The organism is Nitrosospira sp. Nsp1, from assembly GCF_900100985.1.
Classification (GTDB): Bacteria; Pseudomonadota; Gammaproteobacteria; order Burkholderiales; family Nitrosomonadaceae; genus Nitrosospira.
In genome coordinates this window covers 63379-85326 of sequence record NZ_FMUF01000014.1, presented here as the reverse complement: position 1 = coordinate 85326, position 21948 = coordinate 63379, and the positions used below count along the sequence as shown (strand labels likewise).

The 21948-nt window shown below is 52.3% G+C and carries 14 protein-coding genes and 1 CRISPR repeat array; of the genes, 3 read left to right on the top strand and 11 right to left on the bottom strand.

What is annotated here, in order from left to right:
* Nucleotides 1–330 precede the first annotated feature (330 nt).
* From BLP78_RS10160 to BLP78_RS10120, 9 genes are all read right to left on the bottom strand, one after another.
* Nucleotides 331–738 (bottom strand): CBS domain-containing protein, encoded by a 408-nt coding sequence (locus BLP78_RS10160; protein WP_090458917.1) that lies wholly within the window; start codon nucleotides 736–738, stop codon nucleotides 331–333.
* Nucleotides 739–1180: 442 nt separating this feature from the next.
* Entirely contained in the window at nucleotides 1181–1606 is a 426-nt protein-coding gene (locus BLP78_RS10155; RefSeq protein ID WP_090458915.1) for a KGG domain-containing protein, read from the bottom strand.
* Between the two features lie 511 nt (nucleotides 1607–2117).
* A CRISPR array of direct repeats spans nucleotides 2118–7748; the repeat unit is 37 nt; unit sequence GTTTCAATCCTCGCCCGGTTGTATCACCGGGCGCTAC.
* Nucleotides 7749–7927: 179 nt separating this feature from the next.
* A complete protein-coding gene (cas2, locus tag BLP78_RS10150) occupies nucleotides 7928–8218 on the bottom strand; it encodes a CRISPR-associated endonuclease Cas2 (protein ID WP_090458914.1) in 291 nt (96 codons plus the stop codon).
* 2 nt (nucleotides 8219–8220) lie between these two features.
* Nucleotides 8221–9255, bottom strand: a complete 1035-nt coding sequence (gene cas1c / locus BLP78_RS10145) for a type I-C CRISPR-associated endonuclease Cas1c (protein ID WP_090458912.1) — start codon at nucleotides 9253–9255, stop codon at nucleotides 8221–8223.
* A gap of 4 nt (nucleotides 9256–9259) precedes the next feature.
* On the bottom strand, nucleotides 9260–9883 hold the full coding sequence (cas4, locus tag BLP78_RS10140; protein WP_090458911.1) for a CRISPR-associated protein Cas4: 624 nt from the start codon (nucleotides 9881–9883) through the stop codon (nucleotides 9260–9262).
* Between the two features lie 45 nt (nucleotides 9884–9928).
* Complete coding sequence (gene cas7c / locus BLP78_RS10135) at nucleotides 9929–10774, bottom strand: type I-C CRISPR-associated protein Cas7/Csd2 (RefSeq protein ID WP_090458909.1); 846 nt, start codon at nucleotides 10772–10774, stop codon at nucleotides 9929–9931.
* Nucleotides 10775–10784: 10 nt separating this feature from the next.
* Nucleotides 10785–12725 (bottom strand): type I-C CRISPR-associated protein Cas8c/Csd1, encoded by a 1941-nt coding sequence (gene cas8c, locus BLP78_RS10130; protein ID WP_090458907.1) that lies wholly within the window; start codon nucleotides 12723–12725, stop codon nucleotides 10785–10787.
* Entirely contained in the window at nucleotides 12722–13453 is a 732-nt protein-coding gene (gene cas5c, locus BLP78_RS10125) for a type I-C CRISPR-associated protein Cas5c (RefSeq protein ID WP_090458906.1), read from the bottom strand. Before cas5c ends, cas8c begins: the two co-directional genes overlap by 4 nt.
* Nucleotides 13446–15929 (bottom strand): CRISPR-associated helicase/endonuclease Cas3, encoded by a 2484-nt coding sequence (locus tag BLP78_RS10120; RefSeq protein WP_090458904.1) that lies wholly within the window; start codon nucleotides 15927–15929, stop codon nucleotides 13446–13448. The genes cas5c and BLP78_RS10120 overlap by 8 nt, the downstream gene beginning before the upstream one ends.
* 701 nt (nucleotides 15930–16630) lie before the next feature.
* Here BLP78_RS10120 and BLP78_RS10115 point away from each other — a divergent pair.
* The 3 genes from BLP78_RS10115 to BLP78_RS10105 all read left to right on the top strand — a co-directional run bounded on the left by BLP78_RS10115 (nucleotide 16631) and on the right by BLP78_RS10105 (nucleotide 20015).
* Nucleotides 16631–17671, top strand: a complete 1041-nt coding sequence (locus BLP78_RS10115) for a phytoene/squalene synthase family protein (RefSeq protein WP_090458902.1) — start codon at nucleotides 16631–16633, stop codon at nucleotides 17669–17671.
* A 160-nt stretch (nucleotides 17672–17831) separates the two neighbouring features.
* On the top strand, nucleotides 17832–19484 hold the full coding sequence (locus tag BLP78_RS10110; protein WP_090458901.1) for an MFS transporter: 1653 nt from the start codon (nucleotides 17832–17834) through the stop codon (nucleotides 19482–19484).
* 246 nt (nucleotides 19485–19730) lie between these two features.
* Nucleotides 19731–20015 carry a hypothetical protein gene (locus BLP78_RS10105; protein WP_256330207.1) on the top strand — a complete coding sequence of 95 codons (285 nt, stop codon included), beginning with the start codon at nucleotides 19731–19733 and terminating at the stop codon, nucleotides 20013–20015.
* A gap of 165 nt (nucleotides 20016–20180) precedes the next feature.
* Here the strand turns inward: BLP78_RS10105 and BLP78_RS10100 are convergent, their stop codons facing one another.
* Complete coding sequence (locus BLP78_RS10100) at nucleotides 20181–20651, bottom strand: thermonuclease family protein (protein WP_090458897.1); 471 nt, start codon at nucleotides 20649–20651, stop codon at nucleotides 20181–20183.
* 123 nt (nucleotides 20652–20774) lie between these two features.
* Nucleotides 20775–21932 (bottom strand): DNA polymerase IV, encoded by a 1158-nt coding sequence (gene dinB, locus BLP78_RS10095; RefSeq protein ID WP_090458896.1) that lies wholly within the window; start codon nucleotides 21930–21932, stop codon nucleotides 20775–20777.
* Nucleotides 21933–21948: the final 16 nt, after the last annotated feature.

The following is a 21948-nucleotide window of genomic DNA, read 5'->3' as shown; positions in this document are numbered from 1 at the left end:
GCTCCAGCCGCATCCGGAAAAGATCATCACAACCACTGCGTTCTTGCTTCTTTGGTTTCATCTCAATTCACCAGAAATGAGGGGGTAACAACCCTGATTCTGGCAAATTCCACGCTTTTTGAATACCCCAAACGTCAATATTTGTGCGGGTTTGGAGGGTATTTCAGGGGCGACTAACTGGATATGCCAGAGGATGAGCTTACCGGCGCAACAACACGTCACAAGTGACGGGCTGAATACCGGAAAAACAATACCATTCCTGTCCAGGCACAAGCCGCCAGCTTCGAGCAACGTGTTATGGAAATATCGCTTCTTTCTCTTGGTATGGTTTCAGGTTTCAGAGAGCGCTTCGGAGACAGGTCCAATATCGGAGTCCTCGACGCCAAAAGCCCCGAGCGCCACGACCCCCACGAGCCGTTGATCGTCATCCACAACCGGCAAGCGTCGAATCTGATGCTCTCTCATGATTTGGGCTGCATTACCTACTGAATCGTCCTGATGCGCCCAGACGGGCTCACTGGACATGACGTCTCGAACTTTAAAGCTCGAACCTTGGCCTTCGGCGACAGCACGAATTATGATGTCGCGGTCGGTTATCACACCAAGCAATTGATCTTCTTCTCCTACCGGCATCAGGCCGAAATCTCCATCGCGCATCTCTTGCGCTGCTTCCTCGATAGTTGCGTCCGGGCTGATGGTGTGCACATCCGGAATCATCACATCGCCAACTGTTCGCATGTCAATCTCCTCCCCTTGGAGTTAATGGCTATCCCCTGGATATTCTCCCTGAAGCCGATTGCATGAACCGTTATAGCTTTTTAACTGCTTAGGCGGCCCCACAATGCATCGGAGCAGAACTCCGCTTTGTATTGTTGAGATAATGAGGATACATTCTTACGCACGGATGCTCCAAAAGCTTGTTGCTGCCACGACGCCATATTCCGGCACTTCCTACCCTTGACAGCTTTCTTCTGCCAAAGTTGATTACCCGCGACAAAATATTATTGCCGCCGGTCACCTGCTTCCGTTCGTTGCCGCCGTCCCTGATTTCCGCTGTACCAATAAAATACAAGCGAAGCTAGTGCCAAACCGCACTACAGGAATATTCTGGGGAAGAGGGGAGGATGGAGATACTCACCCTCCCCTCTTCCCGGGCCTCTTTTACAGCCCAGCCTGATCACTATTTGTTTTTATGGCTTTGGCTACCCGCTTTGACATGCTGCTCGTGGGTGCCGCCGCGACTAGGGGAGCTACTACCGTCGTCACTTTTTTGGCTTTGGCTACCAGCCTTGGGAGGCTGTTCGGAACTGCCACCACGACCGGAGTCGGACGAATGGGATTTATCACCACCCTTATCGGAATTTTTATGACTTTGGCTACCTGCTTTAACGTGCTGCTCGTGAGTGCCGCCATGGCTGTGCTCACCCCCTTTATGACCCGCCTCGCGAGCTTCCTCGGAATCGAACTCATGCGCGGTCCCTTTCTCATGAGCGGCCTTTCCGCCCTTGCTGGCAATTTCCTTTTGTTTATCTTTATCCATCGAGGCAAAGCCGCGATTGCTGTGGCCGTCATTTTGGCCGCCATCTTTTCTGTTATCTGCGCTCATCTTTATCTCCAATTTAGTAGGTGTTTCCTTAACGCTGTATGAAAAAATTCTCAACAGCGGGCTGGGTCCATCTCTCACGAGACCAGAGATATTGAATTCAGCGTAATATTGAAAATCAACCGCTTCCGTGCGGCAGCACACACACCCCCGAAGCAACACTCCTTGATATTGCAAACGTTTGCGGTTTTAAACCGACATTGACGGCCGGCCGAATGACGGTTAACTCATGCTGAACCACTTGCCATCGTTGCATTAGTCCTGTGCGTTGCGTAGTATTCATTTCAAGCGTCGGCGAGATCCTTGGAAACTTCGCTCTGCCAGTAATGGCCGCTCTTCTCTATCCCATTCGCCGGTTAATTCCCTCAGGCGGCGAGTTTTGCAAGAAGCTCTACAGGAAGAGGAATATGAGCAAAATTTGGTTTGTAAAACGGGAAAAATGCCCAGCATGCACTTCAGGTAACTTCAGAACAATATACCAATGCCAATATGACAGATCTCCAATAGTAGATTATTTGGTATCCTCGCCCGGTTGTATCACCGGGCGCTACCGCCTATGGCCTGAAACGCCAGCCCAGCCTGAGGCTGTTTCAATCCTCGCCCGGTTGTATCACCGGGCGCTACATACAGCGACAAAGGCCACCGATCTGTTCGGGGCTGGGTTTCAATCCTCGCCCGGTTGTATCACCGGGCGCTACGCCGTAGCTCAACCCTGCGCGCTTCGATGATGTGGTGTTTCAATCCTCGCCCGGTTGTATCACCGGGCGCTACCGGTGACAAAGACGCCTTTCTTGATCTCGCCGAAGTTTCAATCCTCGCCCGGTTGTATCACCGGGCGCTACGCGAAACTCAAGCAATGAGCATCCCGGACATGCAATCGTTTCAATCCTCGCCCGGTTGTATCACCGGGCGCTACGAGGACGGAACATGGCACCGCCCTTTCACGACGCTGGTTTCAATCCTCGCCCGGTTGTATCACCGGGCGCTACCACGTCGAAGCTGCGGCAGATCCTCGAATACGTGTGGTTTCAATCCTCGCCCGGTTGTATCACCGGGCGCTACCAGCAACCAGAGCCACGGGGTCGTTCTGTCCAATCGTTTCAATCCTCGCCCGGTTGTATCACCGGGCGCTACAGATCGACAGGCGGCAACTGGATACCCATCGCCATTGTTTCAATCCTCGCCCGGTTGTATCACCGGGCGCTACGTTACAGGCGCACCGCCCTGCTGCTGAAATTGCCGTTTCAATCCTCGCCCGGTTGTATCACCGGGCGCTACGTAAAGGCGCCAAGGTCTTTATCCGGGGTCATATTGTTTCAATCCTCGCCCGGTTGTATCACCGGGCGCTACCGATTTACCAAAAACAGGAGCGGTCGAAGAGGGCGAGTTTCAATCCTCGCCCGGTTGTATCACCGGGCGCTACCAAGCAATAAACCCATTTCTGGGGGAATATCAGGTTTCAATCCTCGCCCGGTTGTATCACCGGGCGCTACAATGATAAGTATCGGAGGGGCGCGCCCATTTAAAAGTTTCAATCCTCGCCCGGTTGTATCACCGGGCGCTACGGCAGGCGTGGACGTGCGGGTTAATATTTCTGGCGTGTTTCAATCCTCGCCCGGTTGTATCACCGGGCGCTACTGCGCTCATTGCCGCTATGCGTTGTTACGTGGCGATGTTTCAATCCTCGCCCGGTTGTATCACCGGGCGCTACGGATTGGCTCTTCCATACCTCCATACCTTCCATACTGTTTCAATCCTCGCCCGGTTGTATCACCGGGCGCTACAGCTGTTTGAACTTCAGCGTGATGGTCGAATTGGCGGTTTCAATCCTCGCCCGGTTGTATCACCGGGCGCTACGCTGTTATCGGGCAGACTCAGAAGCGACCTAAAAAGTTTCAATCCTCGCCCGGTTGTATCACCGGGCGCTACGCCCGGTTATTAATCCTGGGGAAGGTCTCTGCATAAGTTTCAATCCTCGCCCGGTTGTATCACCGGGCGCTACCCAAGAGGTCATCATCCTCATTTGGCTTCTTTTTGGTTTCAATCCTCGCCCGGTTGTATCACCGGGCGCTACTTGCTGTACTCGTTGACCGGAACTTCTTTCTTATCATGTTTCAATCCTCGCCCGGTTGTATCACCGGGCGCTACATGGCCTCCAGCATGGACTTGGTAACCTCATGCATGTTGTTTCAATCCTCGCCCGGTTGTATCACCGGGCGCTACCCTAAGGGAAGCACAAGCCTTTCGGAGAAGATATTTTGTTTCAATCCTCGCCCGGTTGTATCACCGGGCGCTACTTACCGACTGACCGGCAAAATTCAGGGTCACATCGGTTTCAATCCTCGCCCGGTTGTATCACCGGGCGCTACTCCGACATCACTTTTAAATCTTTATCATCAACGTTGTTTCAATCCTCGCCCGGTTGTATCACCGGGCGCTACCATAGCCATGGCCTTTAGATCACCTGATCCAAAACCCTGTTTCAATCCTCGCCCGGTTGTATCACCGGGCGCTACTGGCGGATACGGGGTATTTCAAGGCCCTGTTCTCAGGTTTCAATCCTCGCCCGGTTGTATCACCGGGCGCTACCTGCATAAACCGGATTATGGTCCCGATCTGGAAGTAGGTTTCAATCCTCGCCCGGTTGTATCACCGGGCGCTACGAACAATGCGGGCGGCGTTACGGTCCCGTTCGCTATCGTTTCAATCCTCGCCCGGTTGTATCACCGGGCGCTACTGTTGGGGGCGTAATGATGGGAAAACCTGTAACGGATGTTTCAATCCTCGCCCGGTTGTATCACCGGGCGCTACATTCGGAGATGAGTGTTCTGGGATGTGCGGAAATTGTTTCAATCCTCGCCCGGTTGTATCACCGGGCGCTACCTCTTTCCACCGATCCTCTGACGGCGGCATGCGGTGTTTCAATCCTCGCCCGGTTGTATCACCGGGCGCTACCTGCGCCGCGCTCTTCCACCGCCGTGATTCCTGTTCTGTTTCAATCCTCGCCCGGTTGTATCACCGGGCGCTACGCTATTTCACGGCGATGGTCGATATCGCTGGCAATGTTTCAATCCTCGCCCGGTTGTATCACCGGGCGCTACCGCGGGGATACGGTTTGGTGTTGAGCCGGTCATTTGTTTCAATCCTCGCCCGGTTGTATCACCGGGCGCTACCCTCGTTTATGGTGACGACCTCTTTCCGGACATAATGTTTCAATCCTCGCCCGGTTGTATCACCGGGCGCTACCTGGAAAAGATGTGCGCGATTCCGATTCTCCGCTTGTTTCAATCCTCGCCCGGTTGTATCACCGGGCGCTACTTCTTTGATGGGCACCGTCAACAACATCCCCGCTCTGTTTCAATCCTCGCCCGGTTGTATCACCGGGCGCTACTCCGAGGCTATGGGCCGGAAGAGTGCCGTTACGACGTTTCAATCCTCGCCCGGTTGTATCACCGGGCGCTACCCCGGCGAAGCCGCTACCGCGTGGATCAGCTACTGTTTCAATCCTCGCCCGGTTGTATCACCGGGCGCTACCATCGAGCAAGTGGTAGAGGGGTGGATTGAAGAAGTTTCAATCCTCGCCCGGTTGTATCACCGGGCGCTACGGGCTGATAGAACCGCTGAGGTGAAGGGCTTGTCAAAGTTTCAATCCTCGCCCGGTTGTATCACCGGGCGCTACCCACACCAGGGAGATTGGCTAATGCCCCATAGATCGTTTCAATCCTCGCCCGGTTGTATCACCGGGCGCTACGTAGCCACACCCACCAAGATCGGATCGCCTAACAGTTTCAATCCTCGCCCGGTTGTATCACCGGGCGCTACGAACGGCTGATGGACATCAGGCTCGGTAATAATCTCGTTTCAATCCTCGCCCGGTTGTATCACCGGGCGCTACTATTCCTGTGGTCCGGTCATACTTGCTTAAATTCAGTTTCAATCCTCGCCCGGTTGTATCACCGGGCGCTACCCTTCGATAGCTGCTGCCAGTTTCAGGGTAGGCAATGTTTCAATCCTCGCCCGGTTGTATCACCGGGCGCTACCAGAAACCCAACGCCTAGCGGTTGTGGCCAAGAAAGTTTCAATCCTCGCCCGGTTGTATCACCGGGCGCTACCCCAGAATCCCGAACCGATAATCAGAGCATCCTATGTTTCAATCCTCGCCCGGTTGTATCACCGGGCGCTACCTTTAGCCGAGATGCTGAGGCTACCTCCCAAGCCGTAGTTTCAATCCTCGCCCGGTTGTATCACCGGGCGCTACCAGCCTTGACGAAGATGTAGCCGGTCTTCATGACAGGTTTCAATCCTCGCCCGGTTGTATCACCGGGCGCTACTGACGATGGAGCCCCTAATGGTGGATTCGAAGGAAGTTTCAATCCTCGCCCGGTTGTATCACCGGGCGCTACGCTATGATGGATCAGCCACACCTGCAAGTTCTCATTTTGAGTTTCAATCCTCGCCCGGTTGTATCACCGGGCGCTACGGCTGGTAATGTCGTCAACCAAGGCTCCAGAGTCTGTTTCAATCCTCGCCCGGTTGTATCACCGGGCGCTACCCATTCATAAGCCGAAGCCCGGCAGCAATCAAAAAGTTTCAATCCTCGCCCGGTTGTATCACCGGGCGCTACTATGCAACGCCGGAAGCCGACGACCCGACATAATTGGTTTCAATCCTCGCCCGGTTGTATCACCGGGCGCTACCTCTATGCGTACAGCATAGACAAGCAAGGGGATAAGTTTCAATCCTCGCCCGGTTGTATCACCGGGCGCTACATCCTGGAAGCGTCGGGATCGCAAATTGAGATGATGTTTCAATCCTCGCCCGGTTGTATCACCGGGCGCTACGGTCACCGCCATTGCAGGCTTGGACAAGTCGAAATCGTTTCAATCCTCGCCCGGTTGTATCACCGGGCGCTACCGTGCTGGCCTACAACGAGTTTGCTTATGAGGTTGTGTTTCAATCCTCGCCCGGTTGTATCACCGGGCGCTACGATCAAGAATAGATTTCCAATCTTACTCAAGCATGTTTCAATCCTCGCCCGGTTGTATCACCGGGCGCTACCCCGGTTATCCAAATTCAACCCAAGGAGCAAACAAGTTTCAATCCTCGCCCGGTTGTATCACCGGGCGCTACATGAGCCTAGCAGAGCAAATCCGTGCATCGCGGAGTTTCAATCCTCGCCCGGTTGTATCACCGGGCGCTACAAGGAGCGGCCCGCCAGATTTAAGCCTGCCGAGCCGTTTCAATCCTCGCCCGGTTGTATCACCGGGCGCTACCGTACCGATCGGCAAGCTCCGCGAGATGGCCCAGGTTTCAATCCTCGCCCGGTTGTATCACCGGGCGCTACCTCTTGCCACTTGGTGAGCAAGACGCAGCCATCCTAGAATGTTTCAATCCTCGCCCGGTTGTATCACCGGGCGCTACCGGAAGATGAAGTATGCCAACTTAGGTGGAAGTGGGTTTCAATCCTCGCCCGGTTGTATCACCGGGCGCTACGTCCGGTAAGCGTTGATACCTTGATCTTGCTCATGTTTCAATCCTCGCCCGGTTGTATCACCGGGCGCTACGCTCGATCTTGGCGATCCGCTGCGCCATGGATCCGGTTTCAATCCTCGCCCGGTTGTATCACCGGGCGCTACCTCCTGCAATATCCATGCCGTACCCGCCGGCAAGATCGTTTCAATCCTCGCCCGGTTGTATCACCGGGCGCTACGGATGGCGCTCTTCAAGGTCAATACCGGCACTCGGGTTTCAATCCTCGCCCGGTTGTATCACCGGGCGCTACCAGTTGCGGCTGGCCGTCCAGACGGAACACCAACTTGTTTCAATCCTCGCCCGGTTGTATCACCGGGCGCTACCCGCATCACGTCTTGACAGAAGTGGCCGAGGTTCTTGTTTCAATCCTCGCCCGGTTGTATCACCGGGCGCTACGTCTTTAACCGTCCATCCCACGCCAGTGCCCGCAATGTTTCAATCCTCGCCCGGTTGTATCACCGGGCGCTACAGTGCTTCGCGGTAAACCTGCGCAGTAATATGCTTGTTTCAATCCTCGCCCGGTTGTATCACCGGGCGCTACGAAGATGGTTTCCGCGGTGAGTTCCAAGCTGATTGGTTTCAATCCTCGCCCGGTTGTATCACCGGGCGCTACAGTACAGCTATAACCACATAATAAAATGACGAGTTTTGCTACAAATACGCGAACCCCTTGCTCCTAGTCTGAATAAGGGTCTGAAACATGAAATTTCGGCAAAATTAGTCATAGATACCATGCGTCTAGCGGAAGCGCGAACCTACGGCGATTTCACCGTAGCTTGGGGTTCGCGCTCTTCAAATGATCAAAGGTCCCTCAAAATCTACCGCCTTGAAATTTCCATATTCCTTCACATGCAGTTCGACTGGCTCAGTCAAACGGTATATTCGAAGATTGTCCTCTTTCTGTTCGATCTCTGCTAATAGCCTTCGCTCCAGCTCTTCATATTGCATTAGATTAACTCTGCATTCGAACACCGATTTCTGGACGCGCTGCCCCATCCCCTCGCATACTTTAGCTACTCGCCGCAGCCTTCTGCGCCCTTCCCTGGTCTCAGTGGAAACGTCGTAAGTTACTATGATGAGCAAGGCTATCTCGCTAGAAAAGGTAAGTATCCGTCCATCTCGCCTCGTATGGTTCGTGCCATGAAACGCGCTTGAAGCTGCGGCAATAAACCTATTGATATTCTGGCCTGAAGCAGTGGATGGGTAATTTCCTCCTGTTTGCGCTCCTGATATGCGATCACTACGGCCTTCCTTGCATCGCCTTCCAGATATACTGCCCCACCTTCGCGCTCCTTGAGATCGTTTGCTGTAATCTGGCCACGATTGATCAAGGTCAAAGCCAGACGATCCGCCAGAATGGCGCGAAACTCTTCCATCAAATCGAGCGCCAATGCTGCTCTTCCGGGTCGTACAGCATGGAGAAAACCCAATTGGGGATCAAGCCCTACGCTCTCCAAGGCAGAACGGCAATCATTCATCACCATTGAATAAAGAAACGATAACAGCGCATTGAAGCGATCGCGAGGCGGACGGCGAGAACGTCCATTCATTGTAAAAAATTCGCGCACGTTACGCCGTACCAAGCACGACAATGCGGAAAAATAAATCTTTGCAGCATCGCCTTCGATTCCGCGCAACATATCAAGACTGCTGGTTACCGGAATATTGCGAATGGAGCGAGCCAAGGAATCGGCCGCCGCGCTTAGCACTTTCTGGTCTTGTGCTTCGTCCGCTTCACGCGCGCCACGCATCAGCACCTGGCGTGAATTCCGTAGCTTTCCAGCAATTACCGCCTGCGCTGTTGAAAGCGCAAACTGCCCATCGGCAGCCGCGCGATGTTGCGCCTGCCTCAGCATGATATTGCCACTGGTAGCACCTTCCAGCCGCGCCTTGAAGCGTCCGTTATGGTCAAGCAATACTAGACTGATACCGTCATCGGCACAACGATGCATCAAAGCGGGGGAAACCATAATATTGCCGAAGCAGACCACCGAACCAAGATGGTGCAGCGGAACTTGCATTTTCTTTTGACGCTCCACGTCTATGCGCAGCGTGTCATTCTCCAGATGCACGTAGGAATGAGGTGTCATGACATAAAGCGTATTCAGGATTTGTCGCATACGTTTAATCAGGTACAAAAAGAGATGAGCGCAAGGACACTTGCACCGGTTTAGCCATTAACGCTTCTGGCTGGCAAATATCCTTCAATGAGCATTCCTTGCAACGTGCGTCGTTTGCGGGTGGCGGCAGCCTGCCCGAAGCCAGCAGGGCGCGTACCGCTACTGTTATTTCTTCCACCTGATGGCGCAATGCATCTGTTATTGACACTTCTCGTCGGCGGCGGGAAGTGTGGTGATAAATTGCACCACGCGGAACTGGTTTACCCGTCATTTCTTCCAGGCAGATTGCCTGCGCGGCAAGCTGTAAATCGTCATGTACTTTAGCTTTACGTGGGCCATGTTTGGTCTCCACCGGATAGATACTGCCATCATGGCGAAACTCGACGGCATCGCACCGCCCCGTTAACCCAAGACGATCAGACCAGATTGGCAGCGCTCTCTCGACACGCGCGCCCGGCTGTATTTCCCATCCCGGTTCATCAACATGCACGTGAACAGCATCACCACGGGCTGTGTGAACATTACTCGAAAACTGCTGCTCGACGTGGATCAGCGCACACTGGCGTGGGCAGTAGCTGTAATGCTGCAGGGCGGAGATCATGATGGATTCACTGGAATCGTCAACCATTACTAACCTTCAGTGTTTATGTTATGCCATTCTTTTGAGCTTCATTCAAAAACCAACAAGAATTTCATGGGACAAGCCATCAAGCGTATCGAGCTTTATATCGCCATCAGGCTGCACCGTCAGGCTGCGATGTACTTTGGCTGAGGAATATTGACCTGATTTGCAGTTGTGCTTCCACCAAATCACTTTCAGAACTTCCATGCTTCCTGCTGGCCTGGCAGATGACTCATCGTTCTCTAATAACCTTGGTAACAACTGCTTGATGGTTTCGGCATCGGTATCGCTGAACCCTGTTCGTTCAGCTAACTGCGGATTCATGCTGCCATAAAAAACATAAATTCCCTTGTCAACCCGATGTTTCATGCCCATTGTGTCGGAACCACGCTTGCTTCCGTCCCCTTCGCCGCTAACGCTTTTGGTGATCTGCGTGCTGCTGACGTCGATTGGTTCCACGCTGAACGCAGACTGAACAGTGACCGGGCCACGAATGCCAATGGATACGCCACTATCGCCTTCGCTGTCAATTTCCTTTTTGCTTTTCTTGTCAGACCTAAACGCAAAAAGCTGACCAAATGCACGAACGTCGAACCATTGTTCACAAGCCAATTTTGCTGTCTCACTTGAACCGAGTTTTTTTCCAAGCGCAGCATCTGCTCTAGCTTTTAGGCTTCTGGCGCCGTCTATTTTTCGATCATCGGACTGTACAAAGATACTTTGACCACTCTCCAGCAATCGATCTCTGAGCTTACGTTTAATACAAACGTCGGTAATTTCCCCAAAGCCGTCGTAGTCTGTGCGCGGGCGATTTCCGTTAAGTGGATCACCGTTAGGGTTGGCGTGAGTAACGCGCAGGACAACGGCAAAGTCAGTTTTGTTTTGCAATGTATTCATGATGTCTTCCTTAATTAGTTTCAGCAACGGTAGCTTCAATATTCTCGTCTTGCTCCGTTTCAGGCTTGGTTCGGAGCGCCTGTCGTTGGCAGTGATAACCCAGTAAAAACTCCCCGGATAGTTTCCTTTCATCCATGAAATCGTCGCCCTGAAACAAACAGGTGACTTCATCAAGCTGCCTTTCCCTTGCATATAAAAATCCTGGCGCTCTTGAACGGAGGCGTGACTTGTAGGGAATCAATGAAAGCTCAATATTTCGCCATGTCGAGTTCGGGTGATCGGCAAAACGCTGCATGAGTTTTGCCGCCGATGTATCGCGTGACTCTTTTGTCATATCAAGTGCAAATTTCTCAATACTTTCCGCAATTGCCAATAGTCGGCCATACAGGTAATCGCGGCTGGTTCGATTCAGTTCTAATGCCATTTGGTAACCTCTTTCTTTGTGATAACCGCTAAATAAAGCACAGGCAATGCCAAGATATTTTTCCCATTCCCAGTACTCAAGTCCAACTCGATTGCTAGCTCTGCGAACTGTTGATTCCACAAGATCACGGGGAATCTTTTGACTATCAATGATGCATGGCAACAAACGCTCTACCGTTGCCTTGCGGAGATTTTCGTCCAACCGACGAAACGCAGCTTCGGCAATATCCCTGGGAGCTGGTGCGCCAACAAATTTTATGTCCTTGCTATAGTTTTGATGCCAAGCATAATCTCTATGCCATGCCTCAATTCGGTCAAGAAATTCAGTGTGGTCGAGTTCGCGATAGTAGGTCATCGCCATACGACCGGGAGTTGCTGAATCCAGCCCCATCACCATTACCTCGTTGGTAGAACCAAGTTCAGCACGGTACCCTGCAAGCAACATTGCGAGTCGCCGCCCAAAAGCTTGCCCTGCATCACCTTGACGTACTTGCTGCAATTGCCTGGTGTCGGGCCCATCTGTTTCAACACCAAATAGCTCAAAAGAATTATCCGTCGGGGCAGGTATCCTTTTGCCGGATACAGTCCACGCAACAATAGCTTGATCACCATTTCGATAAGCCTGCTTTCGTTTGGAGTCAATCAGCCAGCGTAGCGCGTTATGTGCTTTTTGTGTAACCTCAAAACCTACACCACAGGCTTGATCAGCATCAATAAATCTTCCGCGGAATGTAAAACCGCTAGTGTCATTGGATGAAATAAATTTTGCTTTATCCGCGCCATGTCTGAGCTTGGAAGGATGTTGCTCGGCCAGACTCAGACTGTCGCCCGTGACTAGACACAGACCTTTGTTATCTTTTTGGCTAGTGTAAAAACCAATCCAAGCATCTATCAAACTCTGATCTTTCCATGTCTCCGGCAATGGCTCCCCGGGAGTTTCTACTCGCCAACGAATAACAGCACCGTCGGGGGGGTTGCCATTAGGCATAATGCCGAAAATCGCTGGTGCTTCTTTTTTGTCGCCTGCCCACTCCGCCAGCAATTGTTCATCCTCGTTGATGGGTAAGATTTTTTCTCGCACAAGATCGCCAACCAAATTCCCATCTTGTACATAAGTTTGAATCGCGATTATTTTTGGATGTGCAAAAGATGAATTTGCCCAGGCGGACAAAAGAGATAGGTAAATCTTATGGGGCTCTGCTGGCTCGCCTGCAAACCCCGATGTCACCACACCGCCATACTTAATAAAATCACCCGCAAGATATTGGAGCTTGTCACAAAGCGGATGATTGACGGGCTTGCTTCCTGCTCGACCAACAGATGCTTCTGTGCATGGCACAAGTGTCACACCTTGCCCTTTCGGAATTACATGGGCGCGTAAAAAACGTCCGTTGTCGTCAAGGCTTACCTCAATGTGGGCTTGTTGAGAGGTGTGGCATATTGGTTCCAGCAACGCACCGCTATCCAATGAATCTCTTCGGCTGGCACACTGCTCATATGTCTCATAAAGTTTCTGAATCCAGCTCATGCCAGCTCCCGCAAAGACAAGGACTCCTCGTTTTCTATACCAAGAAGATTCTGGCCTCGCTCAATTTTTTTGGCGAACATTTTCCTGACAAACTTACGAACTTTACAGTCCTCTGGGCGGACAAATTGAATCACGCCATCCACCATCGTGGGTTGCCAAAAACGAGTATGGAGATTGTTGTCGCCAGTCTCATCAGGATAATCAAACCCATGAAACATGAGTCCGTAAGTAAGTTCGCCAGCAGCGTCATAAGCTCCTTCACCCGAGCCAAACTCGCAGGGTTCGACATAGCCTTGGCAATCTCGAGTGCCAAGGAAAATGTCTTGCCGACCGCCACGTTCCAGCATTCGCTTGGCAACGATATGATGCTTGGCTTCGTTGCGATCTTCCGCCAATTCAGGCCGGTGCATATTCCATTCAAAATGCGCTTTCACCTGATATTCGGCATCTGACAGGAAAGTGTAGATCGCCAACGTGTTACCACCGCCATACTCAAGTGGCTTGGTACCTTTGGTCTGAGTACGAATGCGCTTCATCACCCGAACTTCGTCAATCACCCAAACAATAGTGGGCTTCCAGTAGATCGACTTGACGATTCCCTTGAGTGCCTCGTAAGTTGGGATATGGTAGGAACACTTCTCGCCTCCGATTTTTGTCAGAGGATCAGTAAAGAGCGCAAATCGCCCCCAGACCTTGAATTCAATGCTGCTCCTTTTACAATCAGACACAATAAATCTCCATTTTTCCTTCGGGGGTTAAGCTCAATCCGAAATCCTCATTGTAATAGCGGGAGTCTGCGAGATAGAGAATGTCCACCCCCGTCTGTATTTCATGCAAAGCTTTTTCTTTTTGAAGCTTTTCTAACTGGTGAGGAAATACGTTGACGGTATACTGCTGCGCCCGACGCAAGAGCTTAAATTGTTTTTCAACCTCATAAGCTCCGCATAGCTCACCAATCAATTTTTTGCCAGCACTCCCGTAAGGAACGATAACGCCACGCGTTGGCGCATCGATCGATTTGAACGCCTTGGCAGCAGCCATGAATGACTGGCGAAGGTACAGATTGAATGGCGAACCGTGACAGCGGCGAAATTCCTCTGCTGCATTGGCGTTACCAGCAAGCAGGTTTAGCAGCGTGTCATCATGCCCCAATACTTTATTACCCACCGGATAATCCATTTCGCCACGGCGCTCCGCAAAATAATAATTGAAGTAACAGGCTATTGCGGTCGGCCCAAGCAAGTCGCTATCAAATCGGGTGGGGTCCTTTTCAAACTCGTCGAGAAGCCGCTCCGTAATGCGCTGTCCACAAGCGATATCCGTGAGCATATCTACGCGCTCTTCGCTGAGGTTAACGACATGGACATGCCCAATATTCCGCCGCCCATTCCGGTTGCATCTACCCGCTGCCTGCGCAATGGAGTCCAGTCCCGAAACTGAACGGATAACTGCACCAAAGTCCACATCCACACCCGCTTCAATCAACTGGGTGCTGATGCACAGTATTGGCTCCTTGGCTTCAAGACGTTGCCGGATTTCATCGAGAATGAGGCGGCGGTGGACTGGGCACATGTTCGTGCTTAGATGGTAAATCGGCATGGCTGCCTTCTCATCTCGGCATAACTGAAATAGCGCTTGGGCTGATTTCTTGGTGTTGACGATCACCAGGCAACTACCGGCTTTCTTGGCTTCTTCCATTGCAAGCGTTGCCACTTCCTTATCTGACCAGCCACCGGGTTTTCTCCGATTGAGAACTTCGACCCGTTTGAGCTTCCTGAAAAGCTCACCCACATCAGGCATGATTTCGTTGCTTGGTGGAATGCGTAGCGCACCTTTTGATTGCTCCACCATATTCATGAGTGGTTGTGTGGCTGTGCACAACACGACTGTCGTGCCGCAATGCTCAACGAGAAAATTGATGGCATTGCAAAAAAGGTGAATACAGTTAACAGGCAGGGTTTGAATTTCATCGAAAATCAATACCGCATTAGCTAATTGATGCAGTCGCCGGGGTCCACGTGTGCCTGCACCGAATAGGGTTTCTAGCATCTGTACGTTGGTGGTATAAACGATTGGCGCATCCCAGTTTTCGATCAGCATTTTGGTTTTCCAATTTTCCTCTTCCGGCATGAGGTTGGAATGGTGCTCAAGCACAACGTTATTGGATTTCGTACCACCCGGCTCAAGAATTTTTCGAACTACATCCGCATTCTGGTCAATGATGGAAGTAAAGGGAATGGCGTAAATGATCCGGTCCATCTTGTGCTTTTCAGCGTGATGCAAAGCGAAGCGCAGGCTGGAAAGTGTCTTGCCTCCGCCTGTAGGAACTGTCAGGGTGTAGATGCCTTTCCCATTCTCTGCCTTGTCCCGACAATGCAGAGAAATACTAACGCGAAGCTTGTCGATGGGTTTATTGGCCACAAAACTTGATAGGTGGCTATCAAGCCGATTTATCAAGTATGTCCACTCGCTGTATTGTCCGTTCTGCCTTACCTTTGCCGCGTGGGGCTTTTCAAAATCAGCACTATTCATGCGATCAGCATCAATCAGGCAACTGAATAAACATCGAACTAACAGCCCTACCTTGAACCGGATAATCTGCTCATCACCACGTTCTTCTCTACGCACAATTTTGCTAATGGATTCTTTAATACCTTTAATGACTTCCGGGTTATTCACTAATTCTCGGAAGCGTACCGTAACCGTATTATCCATCTTGGCGATAGCTTCCTGAAGGTGGGTGCGATCATCGGACTTGTTTATTCTTTTTGTGAAACGATCTTCCCCAAAACTGTTGACGTCAGAGGATAGGCAATCAATCAAACCGGAGTGATGAGAGGCAATACAAAAGGAGAGTACCTGCCCAGCAACTCGTCCGATCTCGCCGTGTTTGGCGAACTCGTGCCAAACGAGCTGAGCTCCGGCAGTGGAATGGTCCACCTTTCCTTTCTTGCCTTTTGCATCCACAAACTCATCTTCATCCTGGTCTATCAAACCAACGGCAGATTTCAGATAAAGCTGAAACTCATCGCTATATTTTCCTAAATCATGGAGCAAACCAATCAATTCACCCTGATCCCGCAAGCCAATTTTGGCTGCCAAGGATTTCGCGATATGCGAAACTTCAAATAGATGGGTTTCCAGGTTTTGGATGGCTCCATCTGATTTTCGTTGATGCGCAATGTATAAGGTGGAATTACTCATGATAGTTTGTGCCCGTATTGATCATTTACGCTGGATGGGCTGAGTGGGTTTGGTTATAAAATATAACCGGATGTTCGAGGGCGTTTTGCCCTCGTCGAAGTGGCAGCGAACCGCGTTGCACACCTATCGATGCAGTGCCTCAAGGTCATCAGCCTCGGTAAAGATGAATTCACCGACGGCGCCGGCGATATAGCCGCTGGAAGCGCGCCGAATATTTATCCAAGTCATGCCACAAGCCGGCAAGCGCCGCCCAATCCGTGCCGCCGAATAGCTGAGCATATTCACCAGCCAAACGGGGGACCTCTCGCACCTTATCGGCGAATAGCAGAGCTTCTGATACTATGCATCATCGATTTTGCTATCGCAATTAGACTAAAGTACTACTCGAAAAGCTAAAATGGTCTGTACTTCGTTGCTCTCAAGCCGAGATATTGGATCGACGTGTGTGATGATGTCATTTCATTTCATTCCATTGATGGGTTCCGCTACGCTCCACCCATCCTACGACGATAGCATAATAATGCTGCCCACCTACACTTAAACTCTAATCGCATTTCTTTACTATTCACCAGCTTTTGCCCACTAGAAATCCGAAGCTGTTCGACTGAAAGACCGGTTTCAGGAACATAACGTCTTGACCTTCAGGTTCTACAACAGGTAATGTTCGCCCCTTGTTAATTGAGCGGCTTTGGATTCCATCATTGAATACTGACCCGATTACACATGAGCTCCTGCACGATATCCTCAAGCAGGTTTCCCGTTCGTTTTATCTCACGCTGAATGTGCTGCCGGTTGGCGTGCGCGACCAGATGGGGTTGTCGTATCTCTTCGCGCGCGCAGCGGATACCATCGCCGATACGGATCTGCTCGACCGCCCACAGCGTCTGAGATACCTTAATCAGTTCTCTGCACAGTTCGCAAATACCGAGATCGACTGGAAAGCCATCCAGGAGATTCAGGCAGCGCTGGTTCCCCACCAGAAAGACTCTGCGGAGAGCATTCTCCTTCAGCGCCTTGCAGACTGCCTGAAACTGTATGAAAAATGCTCCGCCGGGGACCGGGAGCGAATCCAATGGCTGATGAAGGTATTACCCGAGGGGATGAAAATGGACCTGACCCGCTTCCCCGGTGAATCAAGCGGGCAGCTTACCGCATTGTCCACACTGGACGAGCTGGACCAGTACACTTATTATGTCGCGGGTTGCGTAGGAGAATTCTGGACCAGAATGGTCTGCGCGCACCGGCCGGCAATGGCCCGATGGAATGTCGCGGAAATGTCCGCCATCGGGGTCAGATTCGGAAAAGGGTTGCAGCTCACCAATATCGTTAAAGACATTGCCCGTGATCTTCACAACGGCCGTTGCTACGTGCCGGAGTCGCTTCTGGCGGAGGCCGGGTTGAAACCGGCCGATTTGCTGATCGAGGGCAATCTCCCCAGATTCAGGCCCATCCTTGACCAGCTCATCGGGCTTGCCATGGAACACCTGGATCAGGGATGGCTTTATACGATATCGCTTCCTGTCTCCGAAATCCGCCAAAGATTGGCCTGCATGTGGCCAATATTGCTGGCCGGGGAAACGTTGAAACGGGTCGCGGTCTCCCCCGATTTGCTCGATCCGGCCGTGAATGTCAAAGTGCCGCGCAACGTGGTTTACCGTGTGATGGCCTTGACAACGCTAACCTGCGCCAACAGCTACGTTGCAACTTCATACTGGGACCATCTCAGAAACCAGGTTGACTGAGCCACGAATCGGGCTGGCGCAACGTAAGCGGTAAGCCACCCGAGTTTGAGTAAATGAAGCAGATAATCCGCAAGATAAAATCCGCAAAATTTTTGACTGGAATAATGCGACCGTTCTATCCGGTCGTCCAGCCGGCAAAGCTCATGAGAAGCCCCTTGTTATGACAGCCGTTCCCCCAGCCATCGGGCTCTTCGCCACTATGGGCCGCTGGCTCGACGCCAATATTCTCGCGCTGGGGCGGGAAATGCGCTTGTCTTATCTCCCCCCGCTCATGGTCTACACCGCCGCAGGTATTTCCAGCCTGACGGGAATCGTCGGCACCTTTTATGTTAAAGAGCGGCTAGGGCTTTCCGCCGAGTTTCTGGCGGCGCTCGGGTTCTGGATGATGCTGCCCTGGGCATTGAAGATGCCGCTCGGCCATCTGGTGGATTTGGTGTGGCGATGGAAGAGCCTGCTTGTATATCTCGGCGCGGCGCTGATCACGCTGAGCCTGCTGATCATGATCGGGCTGCTCGGGCACACCGACGCCATGCGCGCTGTCGCCACAGTGGAAACCTGGTATGTTACCGCCGCTTTGCTCGCACCCATCGGCTACGTTGTTCAGGATGTGGTAGCGGACGCCATGACGGTGGAGGCCGTGCCGCGAGTGGATGCAAACGGGCATCCGCTGGCGCTTGAAAATCGCAAATCCATGCATGTCACCATGCAGACGCTCGGGCGGGTTGCGATTATCAGTGGCGGTGTTTTAGTCTCGGTCGTGAATGTCGTCGTGTTGCAAGGCGTAGGCGAATTACCCGAGGTGCAGAAAGCGGCCGCTTATCTGTTCGTCTACGAGCTCGCGTTGATAATCCCGCTGGTTTCAATAGCTGGCGTCTTGTTCGCTTCCTGGTTGCGGCGACGCGATATGGCACGGTTTACAGCACAAGGGCATAGTCGCCAGGAGTCTGAAGCACTGCTTGGCATTTATACAGACCCTCCTCCGGTCAACTGGTGGATTCTCGGCGGCGGATTCGCCTTTACCGCGGTATCCCTGAGCGTCGGCCTAAGCCGCATTCCTGGCGGGGAAGAAATCATCTTCGCGGTATCCATGGCGATTGTTTTGTTTCTGATGTGGCGATTGACGGGTGAGCTTGAGCCTGATGCGCGCAACGTGCTGGTGGGTACGGCAGTTCTGATATTTGTATTTCGCGCGATACCGGGGCCGGGCGCCGGTTCCACCTGGTGGATGATCGACAGCCTGGGCTTCGACCAGCAGTTTCTCGCTGCATTGTCTCTGATTGGTGCGACACTGACCCTGGCCGGAATGTTCATCTTTCGCCGCTTCATGGCTGAACGGTCGATCGCTTACATCATCGGCGCCCTCACTGTTTTGGGCACACTGCTTTCTCTGCCCATAATCGGCATGTTCTTCGGGCTGCATGAGTGGACTGCCTCCCTGACCGGCGGCATAGTGGATGCGCGATTTATTGCCGTGATCGATACCGCGCTTGAATCGCCTTTGGGGCAAATCGCAATGATTCCCATGCTGGCGTGGATCGCCAACTCGGCGCCGGAAAGACTCAAGGCGACTTTCTTCGCGGTGATGGCTTCGTTCACTAATCTTGCCCTGTCTGCTTCACAGCTCGCCACCAAATATATGAACCAGATTTTCATCGTCACGCGCGAGGTAGACGATCCCCTTACCGGCCAGATCGCGGTTCCCGCGGACTACAGTCAGCTTGGCATGTTGTTGATCTCGGTAACCGCGATCGGCTTTGTGCTGCCGCTACTGTCTATCCTGCTGGTCAAGCGCACGCGATTTCGTAATGCCTGAACCGTTCACGCTGCAAAACGTTTATTTCATCCCGCCCCATACTTCATTGAAGGTCAGTTGTTCAGTTGCAACTGCCTCATGTACTCGCCCACCCCTTGACAACATCTCGGCTGCAGGACATCATTGATGAGGAATTACATGTTCATGGGAATCTTTATCATCCCGTGAATTTCCCGAGCATCAATCAAAGCTGCTGAATTTCCTCTTTTTTAACAAACTCTTCCTGTATTCGGAGAATTGCAACCTATGCCACGACAAAAAGGCATAACCCTGCTTGCGCTGTTGTTGATTGTTTTTGCTACAGCAATGACATACTGGATATGGCGTGCCCATACCCAGGTATCCCTGGAGATCGCACTTTCCTGCCGCGTGCCTGCTGCCGAGGCCTGCGCCTCGGCCAAGGCGCGTTATATGAATAGTTTTTATGCTGCATGGTTTTCGCAGATGTTTCCATGGGTTCTGCCGTTTCTTCCAGCTTTTATCTATGTATTCTTTTTTCGCTGGCTGCGCAGAGACAAGCGGTCTTTGTAAGGATTGAGAACCCAATTGGTTTTACAGCCAAATCAGGTAGGGCAATAGCGGCGAGTGAACTCATGCAGCGCAATAGGCAGTGCCGACGCGCCCACGATTCAGGACTTGTACCATTACCCCGGCTATTCAGCCTGGACGCATAGATGGGATTTGAATTAATATAAGCTACTCCCATATTTCGCGCCATTCCCAAGGTGGGGAAGAATAGGGATCAGCCCATAATCCGCGCTTGGCGGCCTTGGCTTCTTCCTCAAGGGGTTCGAGCGTTGGGTCTTCCACGTAGCGGCCGTATACCCAGGCCATGCCGCGTCTCACCTGTTCCTCGCCGGCATCGACCTCACCACAGCGGACTTTCGCAAACATGCGGCCATACTGGTCCTTGCCTTTCGGAGACACCGTCACTTTTTCCCAAAAACACAGATCAGAAAGGGATTGCCTTGAACGCGTGCCGAAGGGCTGGTTTGTTTCGGGCGCGTCGATTCCCGCCAGACGGACCCTTATCCACTCATTGTTTATTATCACGGTAAGGTTATCGCCATCCGTGATATGGATTACCTTGCCGGTGAGATCCGCGTGGGCCAAACCGGGGAAGGCGATAAATATAACCAGCGCAAGAGCAACAATGGGATGCTGCATGTCGGGTACCTATTCTGCTCGTGGTGCTCCGGATTAATATTAATGGCGCTTACTGTGACAAGAGTGACAAGTCTGTTCACACATGAATTATATCTCTGCCGTTTGCGATCGTAGTATCCAGTATCATGCTTCCAGTACAGTCAGCGGCAGCTCCGTCTGATGTACCATGCCCATGCTCTGCAAGGTGCTGCCCGAAGATAACGAACTGGCACGGACGCCCAGCAATCGTAATTTGTGCTTCAGTGGCGTGCGCCGCAGGCATTCTTCCCCTGCTCGGCGAATTGCGACAGCATCGGCGGCAGGAAAGGATAAGGTAATATCGCGGGTTATGGTGCGGAAGTCTTCATACCGTACCTTGATGCTGATGGTTTGGGCAACGTAACCCCTGCGCTGGAGGTCTTTTGCCAGATCTGCACAAAGGCCCGTGAAGATTTCCGACAGAACGGAGCGATCATGCTGAACGTGCAGATCTCTTTCGAACGTCGTTTCGCGACTGATCGACTTGGGTTCTGAATTCACTATTACAGGGCGCTCATCGATGCCATGGGAAACTTCTTGCAGCCAGCGGCAATAGCTGCGGCCGAAGTGCCTTTGAAGAAGCGCAGCATCAACTTGCGCCAACTCACCGATAGTAGTAATGCCCAGCATTGCCAGCTTTTGAGTGGCTTTTGGCCCGATTCCACTGATTTTGCTGACCGGAAGAGGCCATATCCGGCGCGGGATATCCGCTGGATTCAGGATGATGAGGCCATCCGGTTTATCGAGATCGGAGCAGATTTTTGATAACAGCTTGTTGGGGGAAACGCCAATGGAGCAGGAAAGCCCTGTGCTGTCGCGCACAGCCTGTTTGATGCGCTGGGCAAGTATCAGCACATCCCCCTGTAGTTCGCTCAGGTCGATGTAAATCTCGTCAATGCCATGGTCTTCAATATGGGGAGCAACATTCGCCACAGCTGCTTTGAACAGCCGTGAATAGTGGCGATATGCGCTGAAGTCGGCAGGCAGCAAGATGGCCTCCGGCGCAAGCTGTGCGGCCTTCATCAGGCCCATACCCGAGGAGCCGCCGAAAACACGCGCTTCATACGTAGCAGTAGTGATCACGCCCCGGCCGGCATAGTCCCGCAACCGCGCGAAACGCCTGCTGCCGTCTTCGAGAATATCCGGCTGCTGGTCGCTCCGCCCGCCAATCACAACCGGCAACCCGCACAATTCTGGGTAGCGAAGCAGCTCGACCGATGCGTAGAATGCATCCATATCAAGATGAGCAATACGCCGGCACAACTTAGCGGCCTCCCGG